The sequence below is a fragment of the Arthrobacter monumenti genome, assembly GCF_054511255.1.
In genome coordinates this window covers 1-22,888 of sequence record NZ_JBTNCY010000012.1, presented here as the reverse complement: position 1 = coordinate 22,888, position 22,888 = coordinate 1, and the positions used below count along the sequence as shown (strand labels likewise).

22 protein-coding genes are annotated in these 22,888 nt (G+C 62.3%); 12 read left to right on the top strand and 10 right to left on the bottom strand.

What is annotated here, in order from left to right; genetic code table 11:
• Positions 1-13: 13 nt before the first annotated feature.
• From ACX80B_RS16150 to benA, 4 genes are read right to left on the bottom strand one after another with little or no spacing between them, the layout of a single operon-like run.
• Positions 14-805: a 1,6-dihydroxycyclohexa-2,4-diene-1-carboxylate dehydrogenase gene (locus ACX80B_RS16150; RefSeq protein ID WP_459298020.1), complete on the bottom strand. Its 792-nt coding sequence runs from the start codon at positions 803-805 to the stop codon at positions 14-16.
• On the bottom strand, positions 802-1,830 hold the full coding sequence (gene benC / locus ACX80B_RS16145; protein WP_459298018.1) for a benzoate 1,2-dioxygenase electron transfer component BenC: 1,029 nt from the start codon (positions 1,828-1,830) through the stop codon (positions 802-804). The genes ACX80B_RS16150 and benC overlap by 4 nt, the downstream gene beginning before the upstream one ends.
• Before the next feature lie 29 nt (positions 1,831-1,859).
• The gene (gene benB / locus ACX80B_RS16140; protein WP_459298016.1) at positions 1,860-2,378 is read right to left on the bottom strand and encodes a benzoate 1,2-dioxygenase small subunit; all 519 of its coding nucleotides are present in this window, start codon (positions 2,376-2,378) and stop codon (positions 1,860-1,862) included.
• 35 nt (positions 2,379-2,413) lie between these two features.
• Positions 2,414-3,823, bottom strand: coding sequence for a benzoate 1,2-dioxygenase large subunit (gene benA, locus ACX80B_RS16135; RefSeq protein ID WP_459298014.1), 1,410 nt, complete (start codon positions 3,821-3,823; stop codon positions 2,414-2,416).
• 329 nt (positions 3,824-4,152) lie between these two features.
• Here benA and catA point away from each other — a divergent pair, with 329 nt between their 5' ends.
• Together catA and ACX80B_RS16125 are read left to right on the top strand one after the other, a co-directional pair.
• Positions 4,153-5,001, top strand: coding sequence for a catechol 1,2-dioxygenase (gene catA / locus ACX80B_RS16130; RefSeq protein ID WP_459298012.1), 849 nt, complete (start codon positions 4,153-4,155; stop codon positions 4,999-5,001).
• An 85-nt stretch (positions 5,002-5,086) separates the two neighbouring features.
• Positions 5,087-5,365, top strand: coding sequence for a muconolactone Delta-isomerase family protein (locus ACX80B_RS16125; protein ID WP_459298011.1), 279 nt, complete (start codon positions 5,087-5,089; stop codon positions 5,363-5,365).
• Between the two features lie 70 nt (positions 5,366-5,435).
• Here ACX80B_RS16125 and ACX80B_RS16120 read toward each other — a convergent pair whose 3' ends face one another.
• The 3 genes from ACX80B_RS16120 to ACX80B_RS16110 all read right to left on the bottom strand — a co-directional run bounded on the left by ACX80B_RS16120 (position 5,436) and on the right by ACX80B_RS16110 (position 7,896).
• Positions 5,436-5,900 (bottom strand): hypothetical protein, encoded by a 465-nt coding sequence (locus tag ACX80B_RS16120; RefSeq protein WP_459298009.1) that lies wholly within the window; start codon positions 5,898-5,900, stop codon positions 5,436-5,438.
• Complete coding sequence (locus tag ACX80B_RS16115; protein ID WP_459298007.1) at positions 5,901-7,304, bottom strand: phosphomannomutase/phosphoglucomutase; 1,404 nt, start codon at positions 7,302-7,304, stop codon at positions 5,901-5,903.
• A gap of 106 nt (positions 7,305-7,410) precedes the next feature.
• The gene (locus tag ACX80B_RS16110) at positions 7,411-7,896 is read right to left on the bottom strand and encodes a MarR family winged helix-turn-helix transcriptional regulator (protein WP_459298005.1); all 486 of its coding nucleotides are present in this window, start codon (positions 7,894-7,896) and stop codon (positions 7,411-7,413) included.
• A gap of 103 nt (positions 7,897-7,999) precedes the next feature.
• Here ACX80B_RS16110 and ACX80B_RS16105 point away from each other — a divergent pair, with 103 nt between their 5' ends.
• From ACX80B_RS16105 to ACX80B_RS16090, 4 genes are all read left to right on the top strand, one after another.
• Entirely contained in the window at positions 8,000-8,941 is a 942-nt protein-coding gene (locus tag ACX80B_RS16105; RefSeq protein WP_459298003.1) for an EamA family transporter, read from the top strand.
• Complete coding sequence (locus ACX80B_RS16100) at positions 8,938-9,063, top strand: hypothetical protein (RefSeq protein ID WP_459298001.1); 126 nt, start codon at positions 8,938-8,940, stop codon at positions 9,061-9,063. Before ACX80B_RS16105 ends, ACX80B_RS16100 begins: the two co-directional genes overlap by 4 nt.
• A 95-nt stretch (positions 9,064-9,158) precedes the next feature.
• Positions 9,159-10,046 carry a GNAT family N-acetyltransferase gene (locus tag ACX80B_RS16095; RefSeq protein ID WP_459297999.1) on the top strand — a complete coding sequence of 296 codons (888 nt, stop codon included), beginning with the start codon at positions 9,159-9,161 and terminating at the stop codon, positions 10,044-10,046.
• Positions 10,047-10,119: 73 nt separating this feature from the next.
• Complete coding sequence (locus ACX80B_RS16090; RefSeq protein WP_459297997.1) at positions 10,120-12,273, top strand: RecQ family ATP-dependent DNA helicase; 2,154 nt, start codon at positions 10,120-10,122, stop codon at positions 12,271-12,273.
• Between the two features lie 83 nt (positions 12,274-12,356).
• Here the strand turns inward: ACX80B_RS16090 and ACX80B_RS16085 are convergent, their stop codons facing one another.
• The gene (locus ACX80B_RS16085) at positions 12,357-13,388 is read right to left on the bottom strand and encodes an aldo/keto reductase (protein ID WP_459297995.1); all 1,032 of its coding nucleotides are present in this window, start codon (positions 13,386-13,388) and stop codon (positions 12,357-12,359) included.
• Positions 13,389-13,481: 93 nt separating this feature from the next.
• Between ACX80B_RS16085 and ACX80B_RS16080 the strand changes: the two genes are divergently transcribed.
• On the top strand, positions 13,482-14,000 hold the full coding sequence (locus ACX80B_RS16080) for an O-acetyl-ADP-ribose deacetylase (protein WP_459297993.1): 519 nt from the start codon (positions 13,482-13,484) through the stop codon (positions 13,998-14,000).
• A gap of 34 nt (positions 14,001-14,034) precedes the next feature.
• Here ACX80B_RS16080 and ACX80B_RS16075 read toward each other — a convergent pair whose 3' ends face one another.
• Positions 14,035-14,658 (bottom strand): LysE/ArgO family amino acid transporter, encoded by a 624-nt coding sequence (locus tag ACX80B_RS16075; protein ID WP_459297991.1) that lies wholly within the window; start codon positions 14,656-14,658, stop codon positions 14,035-14,037.
• A 569-nt stretch (positions 14,659-15,227) separates the two neighbouring features.
• Between ACX80B_RS16075 and ACX80B_RS16070 the strand changes: the two genes are divergently transcribed.
• Together ACX80B_RS16070 and ACX80B_RS16065 are read left to right on the top strand one after the other, a co-directional pair.
• Positions 15,228-16,769 carry a C40 family peptidase gene (locus tag ACX80B_RS16070; RefSeq protein ID WP_459297989.1) on the top strand — a complete coding sequence of 514 codons (1,542 nt, stop codon included), beginning with the start codon at positions 15,228-15,230 and terminating at the stop codon, positions 16,767-16,769.
• A 1-nt stretch (position 16,770) separates the two neighbouring features.
• Positions 16,771-17,370, top strand: coding sequence for a YdeI/OmpD-associated family protein (locus ACX80B_RS16065; RefSeq protein ID WP_459297987.1), 600 nt, complete (start codon positions 16,771-16,773; stop codon positions 17,368-17,370).
• 37 nt (positions 17,371-17,407) lie between these two features.
• Here the strand turns inward: ACX80B_RS16065 and ACX80B_RS16060 are convergent, their stop codons facing one another.
• Positions 17,408-18,724 (bottom strand): YjiH family protein, encoded by a 1,317-nt coding sequence (locus tag ACX80B_RS16060; RefSeq protein ID WP_459297985.1) that lies wholly within the window; start codon positions 18,722-18,724, stop codon positions 17,408-17,410.
• Positions 18,725-18,879: 155 nt separating this feature from the next.
• On the opposite strand from ACX80B_RS16060, the gene ACX80B_RS16055 reads away from it, so the two are divergent.
• The 3 genes from ACX80B_RS16055 (at position 18,880) to ACX80B_RS16045 (ending at position 22,736) form a co-directional block, all read left to right on the top strand.
• Complete coding sequence (locus tag ACX80B_RS16055; RefSeq protein ID WP_459297983.1) at positions 18,880-19,671, top strand: IclR family transcriptional regulator; 792 nt, start codon at positions 18,880-18,882, stop codon at positions 19,669-19,671.
• Positions 19,672-19,848: 177 nt separating this feature from the next.
• Positions 19,849-21,087, top strand: coding sequence for a P-loop NTPase family protein (locus ACX80B_RS16050; RefSeq protein ID WP_459297981.1), 1,239 nt, complete (start codon positions 19,849-19,851; stop codon positions 21,085-21,087).
• A gap of 2 nt (positions 21,088-21,089) precedes the next feature.
• Positions 21,090-22,736 carry an ABC transporter transmembrane domain-containing protein gene (locus tag ACX80B_RS16045; protein ID WP_459297979.1) on the top strand — a complete coding sequence of 549 codons (1,647 nt, stop codon included), beginning with the start codon at positions 21,090-21,092 and terminating at the stop codon, positions 22,734-22,736.
• The last annotated feature ends 152 nt before the right edge of the window (positions 22,737-22,888 follow it).

Here is a 22,888-nt window from a genome sequence, read left to right as displayed (position 1 = left end):
GTAACCGCCGTCGTTATCCCAGGTCACCTCCGGCTACGGGCAGCACGGTACCGGTGATATAGGACGCCTCGTCGGAAGCGAGAAACAGGATGGCTCCGGCCTGTTCCTCAAGCGTTCCATAGCGTTTCAGCAGTGATGAATCGACTGTCTGGTCGACAACCTGCTGGTACCACTCCTTCTCCTGCGCGTCTTCCGCCGACGGGCCGCGGGCGACCTTCCGTTGCGGTGCTTCGGTTCCGCCCGGTGCCGTGGCAACCACCCGGATGCCGTGTTCGGCGTATTCCAAGGCCAACGAGGCGGTCAGGGCATTGACCCCGCCCTTCGCTGCAGAGTACGGCACACGGTTAATTCCGCGCGTCGCGACGGAGGAAACATTGACGATGACGGCGCTGTCCGCTTCCAGCAGATGCGGCAGGGCAGCACGGCAGCACCACAAGGTCGGAAAGAGCGACCGCTGGATTTCGGCCTGGATCTGCTCCGGCTCGTATTCGGCGTACGGACGGGCCCAAATGGTCCCTCCGACGTTATTGATAACGCCGTCGATCCGTCCGAACCGCTCCCGTGCAGCCGTCATCGCAGCAGCGGCACCCTCGTACTGTTCCAGGTCGGCGATGACGGAATCGGCTTCACCGCCGGCATCGCGCAGGTCCGTGGCGACCTGGTGGACCAGCTCGGACCGGTCCACCAGCATCACCGTTGCTTGCTCCGCAGCCAAACGGCGGGCAACGGTCAGCCCGATTCCCTGGACGGCTCCGGTAACGACGAATACTTTGCCAGCGAATCGTTCCGCGATGAGGACGCTCATGCGGCTGCAGGCTCTTCCGCGACGGCGAGGGCGAACTTCTCGGAGTAGAAGTTGGCCGGTTCGATGCCCTCGGACTTGAGGTAGCCCTTTACCGCCTCGACCATGGGCGGCGGGCCGCACAGGTAAACGTCGTAGTCGCCGTCGTTCACGTGTTCCGGCTTGATCAGCGAGGTGACATAGCCCTTGTTCGGGGCGCTGCTCTCCGGATCGGCCACGCAGTAATCGAAGGTGAGATTGTCGATCTCGCCGGCATAGTGCTCCAGCTTGTCCATGCCGACCAGGTCCACATCGGTGGTCACCCCGTAGATGAGGTGGATCGGGTGGGCGGGTGCCGTCGTCGTCATTTTCTCCAGCATCGACAGCAGCGGCGCCAAACCGGTGCCGCCGGCCAGCAGCAGGGCTGGACGCTTGATGTCCCGCAGGAAGAAGCTTCCCATCGGGCCGGCGAGTTCGAGCTGATCGCCCACCTGCGCGCGGTCCCGGAGGTAGCCGGACATTGCGCCGCCGTCGGTGATGCGGACCAGGAACGAGATGTGCTTTTCATCCGGTCCGGTGCTGAAGGAATAACTGCGTTCGACGTCGGCACCCGGCACGCCGATGTTGACGTACTGGCCGGAGAGGAACGACAGCGTCTCGCGGTCCTCGACCTCGAGCGTAAAGCCGATGGTGGTGTCGGAGTAATGCTGGACGTCGCTGACCGTGGCGGCGAACTTGCCGGCCGCCGTCTTGGCTGCCTCTGACGTCGTCGGGATCTGCAGGACCAGATCGCTTTCGGGCACCACCTGGCATGGCAGGCAGTAACCTTCCTCCGCTTCTTCTTCGGTCAGCGCGTCGTCGATGTACTCGCCGCCGTCGTACGTACCGGACTCGCAGAAGGCCTTGCAGGTCCCGCAGGCGCCGTCGGCGCAGTCAAAGGGAATGTTGATGCGGGCCTTGTACGCGGCCTCGACCACGCTTTGCATGGGTTCGACTTTGATGAACCTGGTGATTCCATCTTCGAAGCCCAGGGCTACGTTGTGACTCATAAGACTTCTCCTATCTCTGTCGGGGGGGATCAGATGTGGTAAATGTCCACGACGTGGTGGATGTAGTCGTTCTTGAGCACAACCTTCTTCTTGGTGATCAACGGCTGCGTGCCTGAGCAGTCGACGGTGTAGAAGGAGGTGCCGAAATAGGTGTCGACATTCTTGTAGCGGAAGTAGAGCGTGAACCAGTTGAACCGGATATCCACCACGTCGCCGCGCTGCTCGAGGATTTCGACATTGGTGATGTTGTGGCCGGTGCGCGGTTCCGGAATGCTGGTCGCGGCCGAGCGGTCGGTCTTGATCCGGAAGACGCGGTCTTCGAGCCCGCCCCGGTTGGCGTAGTAGATCAGGGAGATCTCGCGCTGCGGGTCTTCGGTCAACTCATCGTTGTCGTCCCAGGCCGGCATCCAGAATTCGGCTTCGGGATGGTAGCAGTCGACCCACTGGTCGAACTGCCGGTCATCGAGGAAGCGGGCCTCACGGTAGAGGAACTCACGGATGCACTCGAGGGTCACGGTGCGGGGCTCAGTCAGGGTTTCTGCAGTCATGGGTTTGCCTTCTTTCTGCTATTCGTACCGATCGTTCAGCTGCAGGGGGTGGCGGGAGCTTTTTCCTCGCCCGCCCCGTTCCGGACAGCTGCTTCCTCGGCTTCCTCCTGCGCAATGGCTGCCTGCATGGTCTGCTGCCAGTAGCTGTGCTGGATGGGGTACAGACCCTCGTCTTCGGTCTTGACGCCGGAGGCGATCGGGTTCATGCCCAGTTCCTCGGCCTGCTCGTCGGGCCCGGTGATCTGATGGGTGGCGCCGCGGGACATGTCGTTCCAGGAGGCGGACTCGGCCAGGAAGGTCTTCTGGCAGGAGCGGAACTCCTCGAGGTCGTCCGGGGTTGCCATGCCGGTGGCGTTGAAGAAGTCTTCGTACTGGCGGATCCGGTTGGCCCGGGATTCGTCGCTTTCACCCTTGGGCGCGATGCAGTAGATCGTGACTTCGGTCTGGTCGACGGAGATCGGATTCAGGTGGCGGATCTGCGAGCTGAACTGGTCCATCAGGTACACGTTCGGGTACAGGCAGAGGTTGCGGGACACATTAATCATGAAGTTGGCCATGACTTCGCCATACTTCCCGACCAGCTCTTCGCGGCGGTCGAACAACGGGCGGTTCGCCGGGTTGGACCATTCCTGCCAGAGCAGCAGGTGACCGTGTTCAAAGGAGTAGAACCCACCCTTTTGTTGGCCCCATTTGCCCGCGTCCATGGTCTTGGTGTCGTTGGTTGACTCACCGGAATCACGGCGGCCCTGGGTGGCGGCATAGTTCCAGTGCACGGAGGAGACGTGGTAGCCGTCGGCACCGTTTTCGGCCTGCACCTTCCAGTTGCCGTCATAGGTGTAGGTGGAGGCGCCCCGCAGCACCTCGAGTCCCTCGGGGGATTGGTTGACCATGGAGTCGATGATCTTGGTGGTATCGCCCAAGTGCTCTTCAAGTGGCTTGACGTCCGGGTTCAACGATCCAAAGAGGAAGCCGCGGTAGCTCTCGAAGCGGGCGACCTTGGTCAGGTCATGCGAGCCGTCCTTATTGAACTGCTCCGGATAGCCGCCGCCGCGCGCGTTCTTGGCCTTGAGGAGCTTTCCGCTGTTGTTGAAGGTCCAGCCATGGAAGGGGCAGGTGAAGTTGGTTCGGTTGTCCGTTTTGCGCCGGCACAGCATCGCGCCACGGTGGCTGCAGGCGTTGATGATGGCGTTGAGCTCGTTGTCCTTATTGCGGGTGATGACAATCGGCGAACGGCCAATATTGGTGGTGAAGTAATCTCCGACGTTGGGTATTTGGCTTTCATGCGCCAAGTAGATCCAGTTGCCTTCGAAGATGTGCTTCATCTCCAGCTCGAAGATTTCCTCGTCAGTGAAGATCTTGCGATTGACGCGGTAGATGCCGTTGTCGGGCTCTTCGACTACGGCCTCGTCAACAGTGCTTCGGACGTCATCCAATGTCTCAGTCATCCGTCTCTCCTTCATGTGTTTGCAGTCACAGCGTCGCTGAGGTCTGGAGGACACCTTTCCAGCAAGTGCCACGCGTCACACTAGGCATGACCCTAGGACTGTCCTAGGCATTTTTTAGAATGTTTTCCATATCAATCAGGTGTTAAAAACTATTTGTTGATACTTAATGTGCGGGGTTAGGCTGATTCCATTAGCGATGCACGTCACAAGCATCCAGCCAAGCGCGACGCCGCTAACGAACGGCCCAGTGCGCCCCGTTCGGGGAGAGGCCGCAAACAGACAACACCCCTTAGGTGAATGACCTGTGGGGAAGGAACGGAGTAAGAGTCATGACTACATCGACTGAAGAGGCCAAGGCCAGCGATTCCGGCCAGAACGCCACTGAGCGCTACTTTGAAAACCACAAAGTCAGTCTTGATACGCCGAAGGAACGGGTCAGCATGCTGGCCGGGGAAGTCCTGTCGGCCGTCTATGACACCATCCGCAAGCACGACGTGACCTATGACGAGTTCCAGGCCGTCAAGGGGTGGCTGATCCAGGTCGGTCTCGACGGCGAATGGCCGCTGTTCATGGACGTCTGGATCGAACATGTCGTCGAAGAGGTGGCCACCTCGGACCGTGAAGGTTCCAAGGGCACCATTGAGGGTCCGTACTACGTGTCTGACGCTCCGGAGCTTCCTGCCGAAACCCGCTTGCCGATGCGCGGTGACGAGCCGGGTACACCGCTCCTGTTCCAGGGCCAGGTCACCAATGTGGCAGGCGAGCCGCTATCCGGCGCGAAGGTCGAAATCTGGCACGCCGACGACGATGGCTACTATTCGCAGTTCGCACCGGGCCTGCCCGAGTGGAACCTGCGCGGCACCGTCCTTGCCGACGAGCAGGGGAACTTCAGGATCAACACCATGCAGCCGGCCCCGTACCAGATTCCCACTGATGGCTCCTGCGGCGCATTGATTGAAGCAGCCGGCTGGCACGCCTGGCGGCCGGCACATTTGCACCTTAAGATTTCCGCGCCGGAGCACCAGCTCGTCACAGCGCAGCTTTACTTCCAGGGTGATGAACACCTGGAAGACGATATTGCCACCGCGGTGAAGCCCGAGTTGATCCTGGATCCCCGGCCGAACGCCGGAAGCAAGGGCAACGAGGTCACTTACAACTTCGCACTTGACCGGGCATAACCAAACCTGAAGACAACCGCACCGGCGTGATTATTTATCAACCGCTCATCGATAACAGGAAGAGATACGAGTCTTGCTTTTTGCCGTGAACATGGACGTTAGAATCCCGCACGATCTCGATCCAGAGACCAAAGCCGACACCATTTCGCGGGAGAAGGCTTACTCCCACCAGTTGCAGCAGGCGGGGGAGTGGGTGCACATTTGGCGCAATGCCGGCCAGTACTCAAATCTGAGTATCTTCGATGTGAAGGACAATGAAAGGCTGCACGAGATCCTGTGGAACCTTCCGCTGTTTCCCTACATGGCGATCGATGTAACGCCCCTGGCCGTGCATCCTTCGGATGTTGCCCTGCTGGACAACTAAAGCCAGTTTGCAAAAGGCCCCGCCTCTGTTCACAAGATGGACAGGGGCGGGGCCTTTTCGGCTCTGCAGGTCAATCCTCCCAGACCGAGCGATCGGCGCCTTCCCAGGCAGGATCGGCGAAGTTCCATGAACCGTCGTCCTGCTGGGAGTAGGACTGCACCGCAGCGATGGCCACGCCTTCGGAGTGTTCGGAGGCAACGAAAATGGCGTCGGTATCCTCATCCGGCAGGTGCACGTCCGAGATGACGGCGACGGCACGGTGATTGGCCTTCTGCTCTGCCAGGACCGTGTAGAGGTCGGTGATCATCGCCTCGGCATCTATGTCCTCATCATCATTCGCCGGCGAGACGGCGACCATGCGGACTTCGCCGTCGTTGTTGACGATCAGGGCTGCCGGAAGGAAAGCGCCCTGGTCCTCGAGTTGCTCCTGCGCCATGCTGAGGCCGGTTCCGATCAGCTTATTCAGGTCGTCCTGCACCTGCTGGGACGGCTCCGAAGCCGCACCGTTTTTGGTCGAGGGCTGTTCTTCAGTCATTTACTGGCGCACCAATCCGAGGACGTTGTCGCGTACGTCCTCCATCGTCTTCTGGTCCACGGCCTCGACATTCAGCCGCAGATACGGTTCGGTATTGGACGCGCGGAGATTGAACCACCACTGACCGTCCTTGCGGGTGAACGTTAGCCCGTCGACCTCGTCCACCACAACATCGTCGTTCTCATACGCTTTCCGCACCCGGGCGACGGCGGCCGGAACGTCGTCGAGCCGTGAGTTGACCTCCCCGCTGGCAAAGTACGGGTCGTATTCGCGGGCCAGCTCGGACAGGGGCGTTTCGGTCTCGCCCAGCGCTGCCAGCACATGCATGGCGGCGAGCATTCCAGTGTCGGCATTGTAGAAGTCGCGGAAGTAGTAGTGCGCCGAGTGTTCTCCGCCGAAGACCGCGCCTTCTTTCGCCATAAGGGCCTTGATGAAGGAGTGCCCCACCCGCGTCCGAACTGCTCGGCCGCCGGCGGCTTCCACCATTTCCGGGACTGCACGCGAGGTGATCAGATTGTGGATAATCACGGGCGTCACTTCGCCGGCGGCTTTGGCCCGGGCGATTTCCCGCAGTGCAACGAGGGCGGTCACCGCGCTGGGCGTGACCGGATCGCCGTTTTCGTCGATCACGAAACATCTGTCGGCGTCGCCGTCGAGCGCCAGGCCAATATCAGCGCCATGCTTGACGACGGCGGCCTGCAGGTCCCGCAGGTTCTCCGGCTCCAGGGGGTTGGCGGGATGATTCGGAAAAGTGCCGTCCAGCTCAAAGTAGAGGGGCACAATGTCCAGCGGCAGCGCCGGCAGGATATCGTCACCCAGCACCGCGGGCGTGGTCAACCCTGCCATCCCGTTGCCGGCGTCGACCACGATTTTCAGCGGACGGCAGCCGCTCAAGTCCACCAGCGAGCGGAGGTAGGCGGCATAGTCGCCGAGCACATCGTGGACGCCGATACCACCCAGCTCGGGAGCGGCGGGGATGGAAGTTGCGAGGTACTTTTCGGCCTGTTCCTTGATCTCGGCAAGACCGGTTTCGGAGGAGACTGGAACGGCTCCGGACTTGGCCATTTTGATTCCGTTGTACTGGGACGGGTTGTGGCTCGCGGTGAACACCGCTCCGGCGGCCTTGAGCGAACCGCAGGCGTAGTACAGCTCGTCGGTGGAAATCTGGCCCAGCAGCTGCACTTCCGCGCCGCGGGTTGCAGCGCCATTGGCGAAGGCCTGGCTGAACTCGGGGGAAGACGGCCGCATGTCGCCACCGACCAGTACGGTTTGCCCCGCCAGGTCCAGCACATCGACAAAGGCTGCGCCAATCGCTTCCACCATTTCGGCGGTGATGGTTTCGCCCACGACGCCGCGCACATCGTAAGCCTTGAAGGATGGGGAAAGGTCAATGTTCTCGGTCACCTGACTAACCCTAACCGGCTACCATGACTGTTTTCAGCGTGCGGTGGATCCCATTCTCATCCAGCACCCGTATAACCGCCGGGGCCGAGTCTCCTCGACTGCGATGCTAACCATGGTTCTCATGGTGGTGGAGGAGGGCCCGCAGCAGTCCTTCAAGGTGTTCACGTTGATCAGGGGTCATCGTTGAGAGCAGGCGTTCTTCGTTGGCGACATGGTCTTGCAGCGCCGCGTCGACGACCTCTTGTCCGCGCTGCGTGAGAGCGATGCGAATGGTGCGGCGGCTGTGCGGGTCCGCCTCCCGGGTGATCAACGCCTTGGCGAGGAGCCGGTCAAGCCGGTTTGTAATCGCACCCGAGGTGACCATGGCGCTGTCCGCAAGTTCGCCCGCCGTCAGGCCCTGCCCGTCGGTGTCTGCGCGTCGGAGGGTCGCGAGGAGGTCGAATTCTCCCGGTTGCAGCCCGTGTTGAGAGAAAACGACCTGCAACTCGCGCTCGAACACGCGCGTAAGGCGGGAGAGCCTGCCGAGCACCGCCATCGGGCTGACATCGACGTCGGGGCGTGCCATTGCCCACTGGGCGATGATTCTGTCCACGCTGTCCTGCACAATAACCTCTCAACCTTGAACTGTTTGACACTGAGGAGTCTAACACCGTAACGTTTTCAACGTTCAATAGTTTAACACTAAGGAATCTCCGATGAACCGGTTGCAGATCACGTTGCTCACGGCGATCGCCCCAGCAGTGTGGGGAACTACCTACATTGTCACGACCGAACTACTGCCCGCCGGGCATCCGCTGTTCGCTTCACTGGTGCGGGCGTTACCGGTAGGGCTGCTCGCAATTGCGCTGACCCGCGTGTTGCCCACGGGTGCTTGGTGGTGGAAGTCCGCTGTGCTGGGAGTGCTGAACATCGGTGCGTTCTTCCCGCTGCTCTTCATTGCCGCCTACCACCTGCCCGGCGGTGTTGCCGCCACATTGGGCGCGGCGCAACCACTTGTTGTTGCCATCCTCGTCGTCGCCATCCTCCACGAAAGATTTTCCGCGTGGCGCCTGTCATGGGGCATTGCCGGGGTCATCGGTGTAGCACTGGTTGTCCTCCGTTCAACCGAACTCGATACGGTCGGCGTCATCGCCGGACTGCTGAGCGCCGTCTCCATAGGATTTGGCGTCACCCTCACCAAGAAATGGGGCAGGGCGGCAGGAGTGCCCGCGATGGGCCTGGCTGGATGGCAATTGACCGCCGGTGGGCTGTTCCTGTTGCCCATCACACTGATTTTTGAGGGTGTCCCCGCGAACATCGACACGACAGCCCTGGCCGGGTACGCGTGGCTCGGACTCATCGGCGGACTCCTCACCTACACGCTGTGGTTCAGTGGCATCGGACGTCTTCCGGCCGCCTCTGTCGCCGTCCTCGGACTGCTCTCACCACTGGTTGCCGCGACACTCGGAGCGTTCCTGCTCGGCGAAGATCTCAGCGCCGTGCAAATGGCCGGATTCGCCCTTGCATTGACAGCGATCGTCGCAAGCCAACTCAGCCCACAAACGAAACAGCCTAATACCATCGATCCCGTCAAGACCGTCGACTCTGAGGTCGATGAGCCGGCGATGGCCGCCTCACAGGCAAGGAGGACTTCATGAGAATCGCCGTTAGCGGGACAACAGTTTGGCACATCCGTGAACACGAGTCCGCCATCGGCCTGTACACCTGGCCACGAGTGGCAAAGCGCCGCCCGCTCGGTACAATCGCGGATATCCGCTAACCGATCCTCTATCGAGGCATTCTGGAGCTGAGGCCAAGCTGTCGGCTGGTGCAGCACGCACCCTGTGGATTTTCTCAATAGGAAGCGACTGCCTCATGAATATCATTGTCAGAACTCCAGATATCGAGGAGCTCGACCACGTACGACGCGTGCTTGAGCGGTGGCAGTGCGACGGCGGACCGCTGCACCTGCATCCCGGCGACTTGGGCTGGTACACGCTCCGTGGGTCTGCCGCAACGGCCGCTGCGACGCGGGTCTGGTTGCAGGGTGACAAGATTCTGGCAATCGCGCTCCGCGACGGTCCCCAGCTGCTGCGGTTCGCTCTGGACCCCGAACATTGCCAGGACGAGTCTCTGGCTCTCCGTATCGCCGCGGACGTCGATGACCCCGAAGCTGAGGTGCTTGAACCGGGAGAGGCGACGATCGAGGCGCGAGGCGCAGGTGCCCTCTCCAAACGTCTCGCGAAGAACGGGTGGCTGCCTGATGAGCCATGGACGCCGCTTCACTTTGGCCTTTCCGCGCCCGTTGACGTTCCGGGCGCCAGGATTGAGACCATCGAACCGGATCGGACCAGTGAATGGGTCTCAGTGCATTGGTCAGCCTTTCGCGGAACGCCGCTGCCAGAGGACCGGCTTCGCAACCTCGTCGACGGATGGCGCGCGGTCGCAGAGAGTTCCTTCGGCGCCTCCGCGCGCATCCTGTCCGCGCACGACGACGAAGGCCGTGCAGTCGCCGTAGCCTCTGCCTGGTCCGCCGGTGCCGGCCGTCCTGGCCTCATCGAGCCAATGGGGGTACATCAGGAGCACCGGGGACTTGGGTACGGCACGGTCATCACACGTGCCGCCGTGGCTGCACTTCGCGATATGGGCTCATCGAGCGCCATGGTCTGCGCTGAGAGCTCCAACCTCGGCGCCGTCTCCACTTATGTAGCGGCTGGGTTCCGGGCCCAAGCTGAAGTCAGCGACTGGCATCGAGCTGCGTGATTCAGACCGATGGTTATCCACAACCGCTGCTTCCGGTTCCGGTCTTGACGGTGGCGGCTGGCAAACTGGGGTCATGACTGAAACAGGAACGACGGCGGGACCGGCGACGACGGATCCAGAGGCCGATGGCAATTTGCGTGGCCGGGCCACGGAACTCCTGCGCAAACTGGTCGGCTCCGACAACGCTGACTTCCATCCTGGGCAGTATGAGGCGGTTGAAGCTCTGGTCGAGGGTGGGCGGCGCGCGTTGGTGGTTCAACGCACCGGTTGGGGAAAATCCGCCGTCTATTTCGTCTCAAGTCTATTGATGCGTGCCCGCGGCGCCGGCCCAACGCTGATCGTTTCTCCGCTGCTGGCCTTGATGCGGGACCAGGTGGCGGCCGCTGAACGGGCAGGTGTCCGCGCGGTGGCCATCAACTCGGCGAACCAGCACGAGTGGGAAGAGGCAAGACAGCAGCTGGCCGCGGATCAGGTGGACGTGTTGCTGGTGTCTCCGGAACGGCTGAACAATCCTCGTTTCCGGGAAGAACAACTGCCCGAGCTCATCTCCCGGATGGGCCTGCTGGTTATTGATGAGGCGCATTGCATTTCGGACTGGGGGCACGATTTCCGCCCGGACTACCGGCGTATACGCGACTTGATCAATCTGCTGCCTCCCTCCGTGCCGGTTCTCGCCACGACGGCGACGGCAAACTCCCGTGTCGTGCGGGATATTGAAGACCAGCTGGGAGAGGAGGCGCTAAGCATCAGAGGACAGCTGGCGCGAGCCTCACTTCGACTGGGCGTGTTACGGCTGCCGAATGCCAAGGCCCGGCTCGGCTGGCTGCTGTCCCATCTGAACGACCTGACCGGTTCCGGCATCATTTATGCCCTGACCGTTTCGGGGGCCGAGGACACCGCCCGATTGTTGAAGGAGGCCGGCCACAATGTCCTGGCCTATACCGGCAGGACCGACCCGGCCGACCGGGAAGAGGCGGAGCGGCTGCTGAAGACGAACCAGGTCAAGGCCCTGGTAGCGACCAGCGCCCTCGGTATGGGGTTCGACAAGCCAGACCTCGGCTTCGTCGTACACCTTGGTGCACCCTCTTCGCCGGTGGCCTATTACCAACAGGTAGGACGTGCGGGCCGCGCAACCGACAAGGCGGATGTGCTGTTACTGCCCGGCCCGGAGGACAAGGACATCTGGCGCTACTTCGCGACAGCCTCGATGCCCTCAGAGGAAAAAGCCCAACATGTGCTGCGGGCGCTGGAAGGTTCCGGCAAAGCTTTGTCGACTGGCGCGCTGGAGGCCCAGGTAAATCTGCGCCGTACGCCCCTGGAGTTGCTGTTGAAGGTCCTGGCCGTGGATGGCGCAGTGGAAAGAGTCGCAGGCGGCTGGCAATCCACAGGGACCGGCTGGCATTACGACCGGGTCCGGTACGAGCGGATCGCGGAGGCCAGAACCAAAGAACAACAGTCCATGCTCGACTACGAGGCAATCGACAGCTGTCGTATGCAGTTCCTGACCACGGCTCTCGATGATGAAAGCGCGAAGCCGTGCGGGCGGTGTGACAATTGCGCCGGACTCTGGTTCCCCACCGACATTGCCGACGCCGCTGCCAGCACCGCCGATGAGTCGCTGATGCGTGCCGGTGTCGCCCTGGAGCCCAGAGCCGTGTGGCCGCAAGGCATGCCCCGGTTGAGCATCGAGGTCAAGGGGAAGATTCCCGAGCAGGACCGCATCGAGCGTGGACGGGCGCTGGCCCGGCTGACGGATCTGGGCTGGGGTGGACCGCTCAGGGAGCTCTTCGCCACAGGCGCACCCGACGCTGAGCTCGATCCGGCCATGTTGAAGGCGTGCGTACGGGTGTTGGCCGAGTGGGATTGGGCCAAGCGCCCCGCAGCCATTGTCAGCATGCCTTCCCGCAGCAAACCGCAAGTGGTGGACTCGCTGGCACGCGGCCTCGCGAATGTTGGGCAACTGCCATACCTCGGCGCGCTGACCATGGAGGCTGATGGTCCACTCGGCGTACCGGGCGGAAACAGCGCCTTCCGGCTCGGATCCGTATGGGAAATGTTCACCGTCGGCCCGGAACTGGCAGAGGTCTTACGTCCGTACGAGGGACAGCCTGTTCTGCTCGTCGATGACCAGGTGGACAGCCGCTGGACCATGACTGTTGCCGGACGGGCGCTGAGACACGCCGGTGCTGGAGCAGTTCTGCCGTTCGCGCTCGCCGTAAGGGGATAACTCCGCAGCCGCGGCAGCCAGCGCTGCACTGGCGGAAGGCCCTGCAGCGCCGGCGCCGGTACTGGTGGAAGCCGCTGCAGGGACTAGCGGCCGCCGTCGAGGTTGCGGCTGCGCTGTTCCCGTCCCGGAACACCGTACGGATAGTCCCCGACCTCTGGTGCGCTGACATCTGAAAGCCGTTGAACCTCTTCCGGCGCGAGCTCCAGCTTCGCCGCTCCGAGATTATCGGTGAGCTGCTCCGTGGTGCGGGCTCCGAGGATAACGGACGTAACCGCAGGTTGCTGGGCGGTCCACGCCAGGGCCACCTGCGAGGGTGTTACCCCGCGGTCGCCGGCCACTTCCAGCACCGCGTCGACGATGCGCCAAGTGCGCTCCAGCGAATTGCGCTTCTCCCAGGCTTCCATGCCCCGCTCTGGGTCTTCGCCCAGCCGGGTGGCGCCGGTCGGTTCCGCGTCCCGCTTGTATTTTCCGGTCAGCCAGCCGCCGCCCAGCGGGGACCAAGGCAACAATCCCATGCCCGCATCGAGCGCCGCGGGTACAATTTCCGATTCAATTTCGCGCACCAGAAGACTGTATTGCGGTTGCAGAGTAACCGGCGCGGTCCAGCCGTGGGCTTTGGCCATCCATGCAGCCTTCGTGAGTTGCCAGCCGGTGTAGTTCGAGAATCCGTAGTAGCTGATCTTGCCGCTGCGGACGGCGTCGTCGAGGAAGCCGAGTGTCTCTTCGAGCGGCGTCACCGGATCCCACGAGTGGACCTGGTAGAGATCCAGGTGATCCACTCCCAGCCGCGACAGCGATGCGTCGAGTGCCTTGCGCAGATGCCGGCGTGACAGGCCCAGATCGTTGACGCCGTCGCCCATCGGGAAGCGGCCTTTCGAGGCGATGACCATCCGGTCGCGCTCCAGGGGGTTCTTCGCCAGCCAGCGTCCGACGATTTCCTCGGAGGCACCCTTGGTATACACATCGGCGGTGTCGATGAAGTTTCCACCGGCAGCGGCGTAGTCGGCCATGATGTCATGCGACGTGGATTCATTCGCCTCTGCGCCGAAGGTCATCGTTCCAAGGGCGAAGGAGGACACGGCGGTGCCACTGTTCCCCAGATTCCGGTATTCCATCTCTTGCTCCTTCGGATCGGTTGTGCCAGTTTCGACTACAACACTAGTGGCAGAAACCTTGCCAGGTTCCTGGACAGTTTGGAGAGTCACCTCATGGCCACCGACCGGTTGACCGTCGTGACGGGAGACATTACCCGTCAGGACGTGGACATTATTGTCAATGCCGCCAACACGAGCCTGCTCGGCGGCGGGGGAGTCGACGGCGCCATCCACGCCGCCGCCGGGCCGGAATTACTGGCCGAATGCAAGGCTTTGAACGGCTGCGGCTATGGAGAAGCGAAAGCCACCGGCGGTCATAACCTCAAGGCAAAACACATCATCCACACAGTCGGGCCGATCTACGGCCGGCATCATGGCCGCGAAGCCGGGCTGCTGGCCAATTGCTACCGGAACTCGCTCAGCCTGGCAGAGGAACTGCGGGCTGAACGTGTCGGCTTCCCGGGTATTTCAACAGGGGTATACGGATATCCCAAAGAGGAGGCGGCGTCGATCGCGGTGAGGACCATCCGGGAGTATTTCAGCTCGCACCCGGAGAGCCGGATCAAGGAGGTCCGGCTGGTCGCGTTCTCCAACGGAGATGCCCGTATCCTGTCCGCCGCCAGCGCGCAGTGACGAGGTCGTCGTCGTGATTTACCAGGACTGACACTCAGGCGCCGACCGCCATCCTGATGCCCAGGATCAGCATGATGGCGGCGATCAATCCGTCGAGAATCCGCCAGGAGGAAGGCTTGGAAAAGAAGGGGCGGAGCAGCCGTGCCCCGAAACCGAGCGCAGAGAACCAGGCGAAGCTGCCTAGAATGGCGCCTCCGGCAAACCACCAACGCGCATCGGGGACCTGCTGGTTCGCGACCGAACCCAGCAGTAGGACTGTATCGAGATAGACATGTGGATTGAGCCAGGTCAGCGCCAGGACCGCCCAAACGACTGAGGATGCGCTCAACTCGCGGGAGCCATCAGCGGCGGTGAGGCGGCCGGGTCGTATCGCTCGTTTGGCCGCCAAAGCGGCGTAGGCCAACAGGAACACGGCGCCGGCGATCCGGATGACGTCGACGATGACCGGGGCCGTTTGGAAAAGGATTCCGATGCCGAGCACCCCTGCGCTGATCAGCAAGGCGTCCGAGACCGCACAGATGAGAACCACGACGGTCACGTGCTCACGCCGGATGCCCTGTCGAAGTACAAACGCGTTCTGTGTGCCAATGGCAACGATCAAAGCCAGTCCGGTCCCGAAACCCAGGCCCATTGCCTGAAGTATGTCTACTGCGCTCATAACTGTTCAAGTTACATCGCAGGCATGGAAGCCGGGCGAATCGCCCATTCCGCGGAAATGTTTGAAATCTTTTTGCCTAACTGCTATGGCGCAGTCACATCAGTCACAGTACGATTAACGGGACTACGTGGAAAGGGGCCGCATAAGTGTCAGCAAGCAGGGGGCATCACTCGACGATCCGTACAGGCGGATCAGGGCATAAGGGCAGTCACCGGTCCCCCGGTCCCGCATTCTTCAGAACTTCACCCCGCACCTCCGCCGTGGCTCTCGCCTGCGGCCTGATCCTGGGCGCAGGACTCGTGGTGCAACCTGCATTTCCGCAGCAGACCGCCGCTCCGCAACCCCAGGCACGAGAGCAGGCATCTTCGGTTACGGCCGCTTCAAACGCCACCTTGTCCTTCAACCTGGCACCCGCGGTCTTTTCATATCCACAGAGCAAGATGTATCCGGCTTCTTACCCGGACAACTTCGGCCCGGGACAGCCAGGACAGCCAGGACAGCCAGGCCAAGGACAACCGGGACAACCACGACTGTCCGGCACGGCTCTCAGAGGTGACCTTGCAGGCGTCGTGGAATATGCCTATGCCGGGCTCGGACGGCCTTATGTTTGGGGAGGAACCAGCTTCATCAGCGGATGGGACTGCTCGGGATTCGTGCAGTGGGCATACCGGCATGCCGGAATTGAGCTGCCGCGGGTGAGCCAATGGGCAGTATTGGAGCCGACGACGACGCCGTCTCCCGGGGATCTTGTGGCGCAGCGTCCCGATGGGCCGAACCACTGGGCGCATGTCGGAATCTATGTTGGAAACGGCATGATGATCAGTGCACTCAATCCAGATGAGGGCACCGTGTTGCATTCCGTCGGTCCGGAAGGATCGTCATGGTTCTTTACGACGTCGGTGAGCGGAGGCGCGGATGCGCCATCCGGCCTTGTCGCTGGCGGGCCACTAACCGACTACCAGGCCCCTGCCATGGCTCCTTCGCCTGCGGAGGTTCCCTCCGGCGCGTCATCCGGTGATGCCCGGCAGGATTCGACGACGAAAGACAAGGGGAAACGCAGGATTGAAACCGCCACTCTGTCCCGGGTGAAGGTTCCGGCGACAGGGGAGGCCAAGAACACATCCAAGATGTCGAAAACACCGGAAACGAATAAGGCCGACGAGCGGGCTAAAGCCGAGCGGGATAAGGCCGACGAGCGGGATAAATCCGAGCGGCGGGCTAAAACCGAGCGGGATATTCCGGCACGGGGAGAAAAGACCCGGGAACAGGATGAGCCCGCCGAGGGGGAGGAAGAGACCCGGCCGGAGAAGCCTCGGCAGGAAACGCCTTCCGATGAAGAATCGCCGAAGGCCGACAACTCGACCGGTAAGGACACCGCAGGCAACGACGCCACAGGTAAGGACAAGACAGGTAAGGACAAGACCGGTAAGGACACCACAGGCAACAACGCCACAGGTAAGGACAAGACCGGTCCAAAAGAGATACCGGAACCCGAAACTGAAGACACTACCGGCGCAGACAAAACCGCTGAGCCGGGCGAGGCCGCAGAGTCGACCGGGACGCCAGAAAATCCTGAAGCGGAGAATTCCGCCGACCCGTCGAGTACCCAGGAAGAAGATGAGTCGCCTGAGCCGGTAAACGGAACGGGAACGTCCGAAGAAACCGGCGAAGCCTCGCCGGAGCAGTCAGTTGTGCCGGAAGAAGCGGAAGGAACGGAAGGAACGGAAGGAACGGAGGATCCAGCAGTCCCTCAAGGTCCGGCGTCCGATAGTGGCGACCTTCAGGTGGCTGTCGTCGCGCTGGCCATGGCCCAGGTCGGACAGGAACACGATGCCGTTTCATTCATCGAAACGGTGCTCACTGGCGCAGGATATGCGCCCGCTACGAGCGGACGGGACTACCTGCAGCTGGGAGAAACCGTCACTATTGAGACAGCAGCAGCCGGTGACCTCCTTTACTGCACGGACGCCAGCGGTCAGACTTTCGCCGCCATCTACCTGGGCGAAGGGCTCGCGGTGCGCGGTGGAGGCGAAGGCGGGCAGGCGGTTGAATTCTCCCTGTCTGAAATGACGACCTCTCCGGTCGTGATCCGGCTGGCAAGTCAGCTCTGATGTGGACACGCCTGAACTCGTAGTCGCCGGTGCGGAGGAGTGGCGCCACTGGCTGGAGGTAAACCACTCCACCGCTGATGCAGTATGGCTGGTGCTCCATAAGAGCGGGGGAACGGTCACTAATTTGACCTACGCTGCGGCGCTGGACGAAGCCCTGTGTTTCGGTTGGATCGATGGTCAGGCCAATAAGCGCGACGAAGGCAGCTACCGCCAGCGCTTTACGCCCCGCAGGCCGCGCAGTCCCTGGTCGGCCAGAAACGTATCCCATGTGGCAAGACTGGAAGCGGCTGGGAAGATGCACGCTGCCGGGCGTGCCGCCGTCGAAAGCGCAAAGGCGGACGGCCGTTGGGAGACGGCATATGCCGGTCAATCCGCAGCGGAAGTGCCCGCGGATCTCGCCGAGGCCGTGGCAGCCGTACCCGCCGCGCAGGCGATGTTCGATGTGCTGACTTCCACCAACCGTTATGCGCTTATCTTCCGTGTGAATGCCGCGAAAAGAGCACAAACCCGTTCCCGGCGCATTGAGGACTTTGTACAGATGCTCTCCCGCCATGAGACGCCGTACCCGCAGAAGCGGAAGCCCCCTGGCCCAACGGTGTGATGCGCGTTCGTGAGCATTTCAGACGTCCTAAGCGGCACTAGTAAAGCAGGAAGGCGATCGGCGTCACCAGGATCAGCGTGAGTACGACCCGCTGGAACCAGATGACAACCAGCTTCCAGATCGGAATCGGAATGTCCGTGGCCATGATGCAAGGGACCAACGCCGAGAAGAAGATGATGCCGGAAACGGAGACGACTCCGATTACGAACTTCACCACGGCGCCGGCCTCGGCGACGAGCAGGGCAGGCAGGAACATCTCGGCGATACCGACGGCGCTTGCCTTCGCCACCAGCATCGGCTCCGGCAGCTGCAATGCCCAGGTGAAGGGGTAGAAGACGTAACCCAGCCAATCGAAGACGGGCGTGTACGTGGCGAGAACCAACCCGAGCAACCCGATCGAGAGGATCGAGGGCAGGATCGCCATCGTCATCACCACGCCATCGCGGACATTGACCCAGATATTCACCCGCAGCGACGGCGCCTCTTGCACCGTTTCCTGGGCCGCACTCCAGGCCCTCGACAACCGGCTGCCGGTGATTTCCTCTTCCGGTTGCGGCTCCGCCTCAGGGTGGTATTCGTCCGGGATCCCCTTCAAGGGCCAGATCCTGACTGTAATGGCGGTGACCAGGAAGGTCACGAGGAAGGTGATCCAGAAGTACGTCGTCCACTGGCCCATCAGCCCCAACGTTTTGGCGACAATGACCATGAACGTGGCGGACACCGTGGAGAACCCGGTGGCGATGATAGCCGCTTCCCGGGCCGTGTATTTTCCTTCTTTGTAGACCCGGTTGGTAATCAGCAGGCCGAGCGAATAGCTGCCAACGAAGGAGGCAACCGCGTCAATGGCCGAACGCCCCGGGGTCTTCCAAATGGGGCGCATGATCCGCTGCACGAGGACGCCGATGAACTCAAGCAGACCATAGCTGACCAGCAGGGCCAGGAAGACGGCTCCGATGGGAACCAACAGCCCGACCGGGATCACCAGCTTGTCGAACAGGAACGGGCCCATGTCCGGTTCGAAGAGCCAAGCCGGTCCGATATTGAATACCAGCATGAAGCCAACGCCCATGCCCACGACCTTGAACAAGGAGAAAACGACGTCGACGGTCGTCCTCCTCCATGTTCCGGTGATGAACGGGTACAAGGCTCCTGCCACGATGACGGCCAGGGCGTAGTACGGCAACGCAGGCCCGATAGCGGCCTGGAGGAACGTGACGATATGGTCGAGCATGATGGTGTTCCGGCCGCTGATGGTCAGCGGCACGAAGAACATGAATGCTCCGATGCCGCTGTAAACAAACAACTTCCACATCTGGCGCGGTTTCGTTTCCTGGGCCCTCGAAATTGTGGCCATTTTTGTCTCCCGGATTCTGCGCCGTCGTTCGTCCTGGAACGCGGCTCGTTCAATTGCCTAGGTCTATCCGACACTTGATCCTCCGTAAAGACAATGGAAAATCGAAGTATGCGGTCTCACATATGAGATTCTTATCTCAAGGCCAGAGGAGCGCCATGGAAAATGAGTCAAACAGCTCCCTGCGCGCGCTTCGGATCCTCAGCTATTTGGCAACACAGGCCAGTCCCGTCTCTGCTCTGCGGATCTCCGCGGCGATCGGCTCTCCCAGGTCGTCTACATTCCGCCTGCTCAGCGGCATGCAGTCGCTGGGATATGTCGCGCACCTCCCGGAGCAAAGATCCTATGTACTGGGCGTCGCAGCACTGGAAATCGGCCAAGCCTTCGCCATCCAGGTCCCCCTGGCGAGATTCGGGAGACCCGTTTTGGAGCGACTGGTCCTCAAACTCGGCGAAACGGCACACCTGGCCGTAGTACAGGGCCACGAAACGCTCTACATTCATGAGGAGACGGCACCATCGCGCCCTCCGCTGGTCACCGCAAAGGACGTCCGCCTGCCGGCGCATCTGACGGCATCCGGCCGGGCCATTCTGGCGGGTTTGGGTGATCAGCAACTCAAGGCCCTTTTCCCGCCCAATTATTCGTTCATTCAACGGACCGGCAGGGGCCCCGCTACGTACGCCGAACTCCAGCAGCAATTGGATGTGGTGCGAAGACAGGGCTACGCCCGCGAATTTGGTGAAGTTGCCGAGGGTCTGACGTCCATCGCCAAATCCGTCAGGGACCGGACCGGTCGGATCGTTGCCTCCATAGCCGTGACATATTCGTACAGCACACTTGCCGCGGAGTCATGGCCCGAATCCGGAAGTTCCCCCGCTCAAGAGTCGATCCTGGCCGCTCTGGAACCCGCCGCCCGGGAATTGAGCCGCAGGCTTGGTTGGGAACCGTAACCAACAGACAACGACGTCGAGGGGCCGGCCCTTCGGCAGAAGTTCTGACTCCCGCCGAACGTCCAAGGTGAACAACAGGTAAAGGACAGATGAGGACAGACTCATCGGGGTCAAATGATCGTCTCACGTTGGCTGTGTTGAGTGGTTAGTACCAGCAACGCCAACGAAGGAGACACCATGACGACCACCGCTACGCACCCTTCCGGAACCGTCCAACCGTCCGGAGCTGCCCAGAACGCACCTCGTGCACTCGATGCAGCCCGGCTCCTCAGCGCCAAGAAGGCATACACCACGAGGTTCGTGGCTGAAGCCATTGAGCTGGATCCGTATGGATATGGAATCCTGCCGAAAGCTATGCCACAGGCCGGCGATGTGGTGCTTGCGCGGGTTACGGAAATCGGCAAGCACACGAAACTGGAGTCGCCCGCCTCCCGTCGCCAAACCATGTTCCTCGGTGATGAGATCCTCGTCGCCTACGGGAACCGGTATGCCCCGGACCAATTCCTCGCCGTCGTTCCCGAGGATCTGCAGCCTTGCCACCTGGTGGCCGGCGGAGGACTTGCGGCGACCGTCCTGGAACAGCATGCGGCAATCGACAAGCCGACCGCGATCGAGCCTATCGGTCTGCTGTCCCGTGGCGGCAGGGTCGTGAACCTGCGGGACACGGCTCCGCACCAGATTCATTCCTCCAGTCAGCTCCCGGGCCGCCCGCCGGTTATCGCCGTCCTGGGAACTTCCATGAACTCCGGAAAATCGACCACTCTCGGTTGCCTCGTCAAGGGTCTTACAACAGCGGGATTGAACGTCTCCGCCGGCAAGGCCACAGGAACCGGCGCCGGGAACGATCCACGGTTGTTTACCGACGGCGGCGCAACCAAGGTGCTCGACTTCACCGACTTCGGATACCCGACCACCTACAAACTCGACTATGAGACCGTCCGCGGCTTGCTGACGAGCATGATCGACGCGCTGACATTCTCCGCAACCGACGTGGTGGTGATTGAAATAGCGGATGGCGTGTATCAGGGCGAGACCTCGCGCCTGCTCGGCGATCCGGTATTCCACGACGCCGTCGACCACGTGATCTTTTCCGCCGCCGATGCGCTCGGAGCCGCCGGTGGACTGCAGGTCCTGCGCGAATCCGGAGTGAACGTCGCCGCAGTCTCCGGCCTGTTGACAGCCTCGCCACTGGCGGCCAAAGAGGCGGCCTCAGTCCTGGACGCTCCCGTTATCGACACCTTCGAACTCTGCAATCCGGCAACCGCTCTCGGCATGCTGCCGATCCGCGAAACCGGTATTGCCGCCCCCGGACCCGTCGAAGACATCGAAGACGGGGCTGCCGGAACCGGTGTACCCGCCATCGGGGCCACCGTTGTCAACACACCGGCTGCTCCAGCGGCCGCAGCAACGCTGTAATCATGCTGCCGAAACTCCTGACCGGCAAGCGCCGGTCGTACATGGCGCTGCTCATCGCCTGCGGGCTGGCCCTCGCCGCGGCAGCCGGCGCCAGCGCACTGCTGATGACCCGGGCATTGAGCGCGGGCGGCAGCACTACTGCCTTCGTCCTGATCCTGGCAGGGCTGCTCATCGCCGCCCTCGGCACCGGAGCACTGCGGGCGGTCGAGCGCATCCTCGCGGAAAAGCTGGGCCAGCATTACATTCACCAGATCCGCACCGGCTTGATCAGGTCCGCGCTGTCAACGGACCGAGGACCGGCGGCAGGCATCACGATCGCGAGGACAACTAATGACCTGACCAGCGTACGGAACTGGGTTGCCCAAGGCATCGCGCCTCTGGCAGTGGGCATCCCGCTGGTACTGGGAACTCTCTTCGCGCTGTGGCTCCTCGCCCCGCCGCTGGCGCTCGCCGTCGTCGTACCTCTGTGTCTGCTCGCGGGCGCCTTGGCGCTGTTGGCCATACCGGCATTCCGGCGGGCGCGGATCCTGCGGCGCAAGCGTGGCCAATTGGCAGCGCACATCGCCGACACCGTCGCGGCGGCTCCCGTGATCAGGATGGACGGTGGTCTCGTCCGCGAGGTCAAGAGAGTGGACACGCTCGGTGGAAGCGTGGCCGGCGCCGCCATCGACCGCGCCGCCGTCGCCGGTTACATCCGTGGCTCCGCTGCGGCGGTTGCGGCCTTGGCGCTTGCCGCGGTCGCAACGGTTGGCGCTTGGCAGTCCGTGCCCACCGCCACGGTCGCCGGCGCATTGACCATAGTGGGCATGATCGCCACACCGGTGGCCGATATGGGCAAGGTGGTGGAATACCGGCAGAACTTCAAGGCCGCCCGGAGGATACTCGGGCCGGCGCTGGCGGTGGCCACACCAGTGCAGGAGGCGACCAGGGCGCAGGGAGGTTCCGCAGAGGCCAACCGAGCCCGTCCCGAAGGCCTGCATGTCACCGGGATAACCGTCGACGGCGGACCGGAACTGCCGCCATTGGAAGCCCGGCAGGGGGACAGGATTGTGCTGCATGCCGCCGATCCTGCCCGGGCAACCGCTGTTCTCGAACGGATGCTGGGGGCGCGGCAGGATGCTTCGGTGCGCACACTGATTGACGGCGTCGACCTGTTGTCGGCGGATGACCGGGACCGTCGAGTCCTTGCGGGCTACGCCGCCGCAGGGTCGCTGCTGGAGCGGGGAACCATCGGCAGGTCCGTCCGGTACCGCCGGCCCGAACTGCCGGTTGATGAAGGTTCCGCCGCGCTGGACAAGGCCGGACTCGGCAACGCGCTGGCCAACCTTCCGGAGGGAGAACGTACACGTCTCAAGCGTGGAGGAGAGCCGCTGACCGTGTCCGAACGGGCCCGGCTGAAGGTGGCCCGGGCCGCCTTGGGAGTGCCGCCACTGCTGGTGCTGAACCGGGTGGACGGCGACTTGGACGACGATGGCCGGGCGATGCTCGCCCGACTGCTGCGGACATATCCCGGCATCGTGGTGCTGGCCCCGGCAACCATGGAATTGGCCGGAATCGACGGCGGTCGCCCCTGGCGGATCGACACCCCGGAGCGGAACGCAGAAACGCCACGGTCCGAAGACCGGGGCGTTCCAACCAGCCCGGCATGATCTGCATCAAGGGCGGGCCTGGCATTTCGCGGAGACGGGGGTGTGTGGACTCAAGACATCGTTCACCTATGTCCTGGGACATCGTTCCGACCGTGAACGACGTCAGAATCCGGTCCCGACCGGGCGGACTGATCCTTCATCTGAAGACTCGG

Bases quoted from the DNA above. Each gene is read 5' to 3' on its own strand.
- ACX80B_RS16120 (WP_459298009.1), bottom strand. From the start codon at position 5,900: ATGACTGAAGAACAGCCCTCGACCAAAAACGGTGCGGCTTCGGAGCCG.
- benB (WP_459298016.1), bottom strand. From the start codon at position 2,378: ATGACTGCAGAAACCCTGACTGAGCCCCGCACCGTGACCCTCGAGTGC.
- ACX80B_RS16045 (WP_459297979.1), top strand. From the start codon at position 21,090: ATGCTGCCGAAACTCCTGACCGGCAAGCGCCGGTCGTACATGGCGCTG.
- ACX80B_RS16080 (WP_459297993.1), top strand. From the start codon at position 13,482: ATGGCCACCGACCGGTTGACCGTCGTGACGGGAGACATTACCCGTCAG.
- ACX80B_RS16085 (WP_459297995.1), bottom strand. From the start codon at position 13,388: ATGGAATACCGGAATCTGGGGAACAGTGGCACCGCCGTGTCCTCCTTC.
- ACX80B_RS16050 (WP_459297981.1), top strand. From the start codon at position 19,849: ATGACGACCACCGCTACGCACCCTTCCGGAACCGTCCAACCGTCCGGA.
- catA (WP_459298012.1), top strand. From the start codon at position 4,153: ATGACTACATCGACTGAAGAGGCCAAGGCCAGCGATTCCGGCCAGAAC.
- ACX80B_RS16150 (WP_459298020.1), bottom strand. From the start codon at position 805: ATGAGCGTCCTCATCGCGGAACGATTCGCTGGCAAAGTATTCGTCGTT.
- ACX80B_RS16105 (WP_459298003.1), top strand. From the start codon at position 8,000: ATGAACCGGTTGCAGATCACGTTGCTCACGGCGATCGCCCCAGCAGTG.
- benA (WP_459298014.1), bottom strand. From the start codon at position 3,823: ATGACTGAGACATTGGATGACGTCCGAAGCACTGTTGACGAGGCCGTA.
- ACX80B_RS16100 (WP_459298001.1), top strand. From the start codon at position 8,938: ATGAGAATCGCCGTTAGCGGGACAACAGTTTGGCACATCCGTGAACAC.
- benC (WP_459298018.1), bottom strand. From the start codon at position 1,830: ATGAGTCACAACGTAGCCCTGGGCTTCGAAGATGGAATCACCAGGTTC.
- ACX80B_RS16095 (WP_459297999.1), top strand. From the start codon at position 9,159: ATGAATATCATTGTCAGAACTCCAGATATCGAGGAGCTCGACCACGTA.
- ACX80B_RS16090 (WP_459297997.1), top strand. From the start codon at position 10,120: ATGACTGAAACAGGAACGACGGCGGGACCGGCGACGACGGATCCAGAG.
- ACX80B_RS16075 (WP_459297991.1), bottom strand. From the start codon at position 14,658: ATGAGCGCAGTAGACATACTTCAGGCAATGGGCCTGGGTTTCGGGACC.
- ACX80B_RS16060 (WP_459297985.1), bottom strand. From the start codon at position 18,724: ATGGCCACAATTTCGAGGGCCCAGGAAACGAAACCGCGCCAGATGTGG.
- ACX80B_RS16055 (WP_459297983.1), top strand. From the start codon at position 18,880: ATGGAAAATGAGTCAAACAGCTCCCTGCGCGCGCTTCGGATCCTCAGC.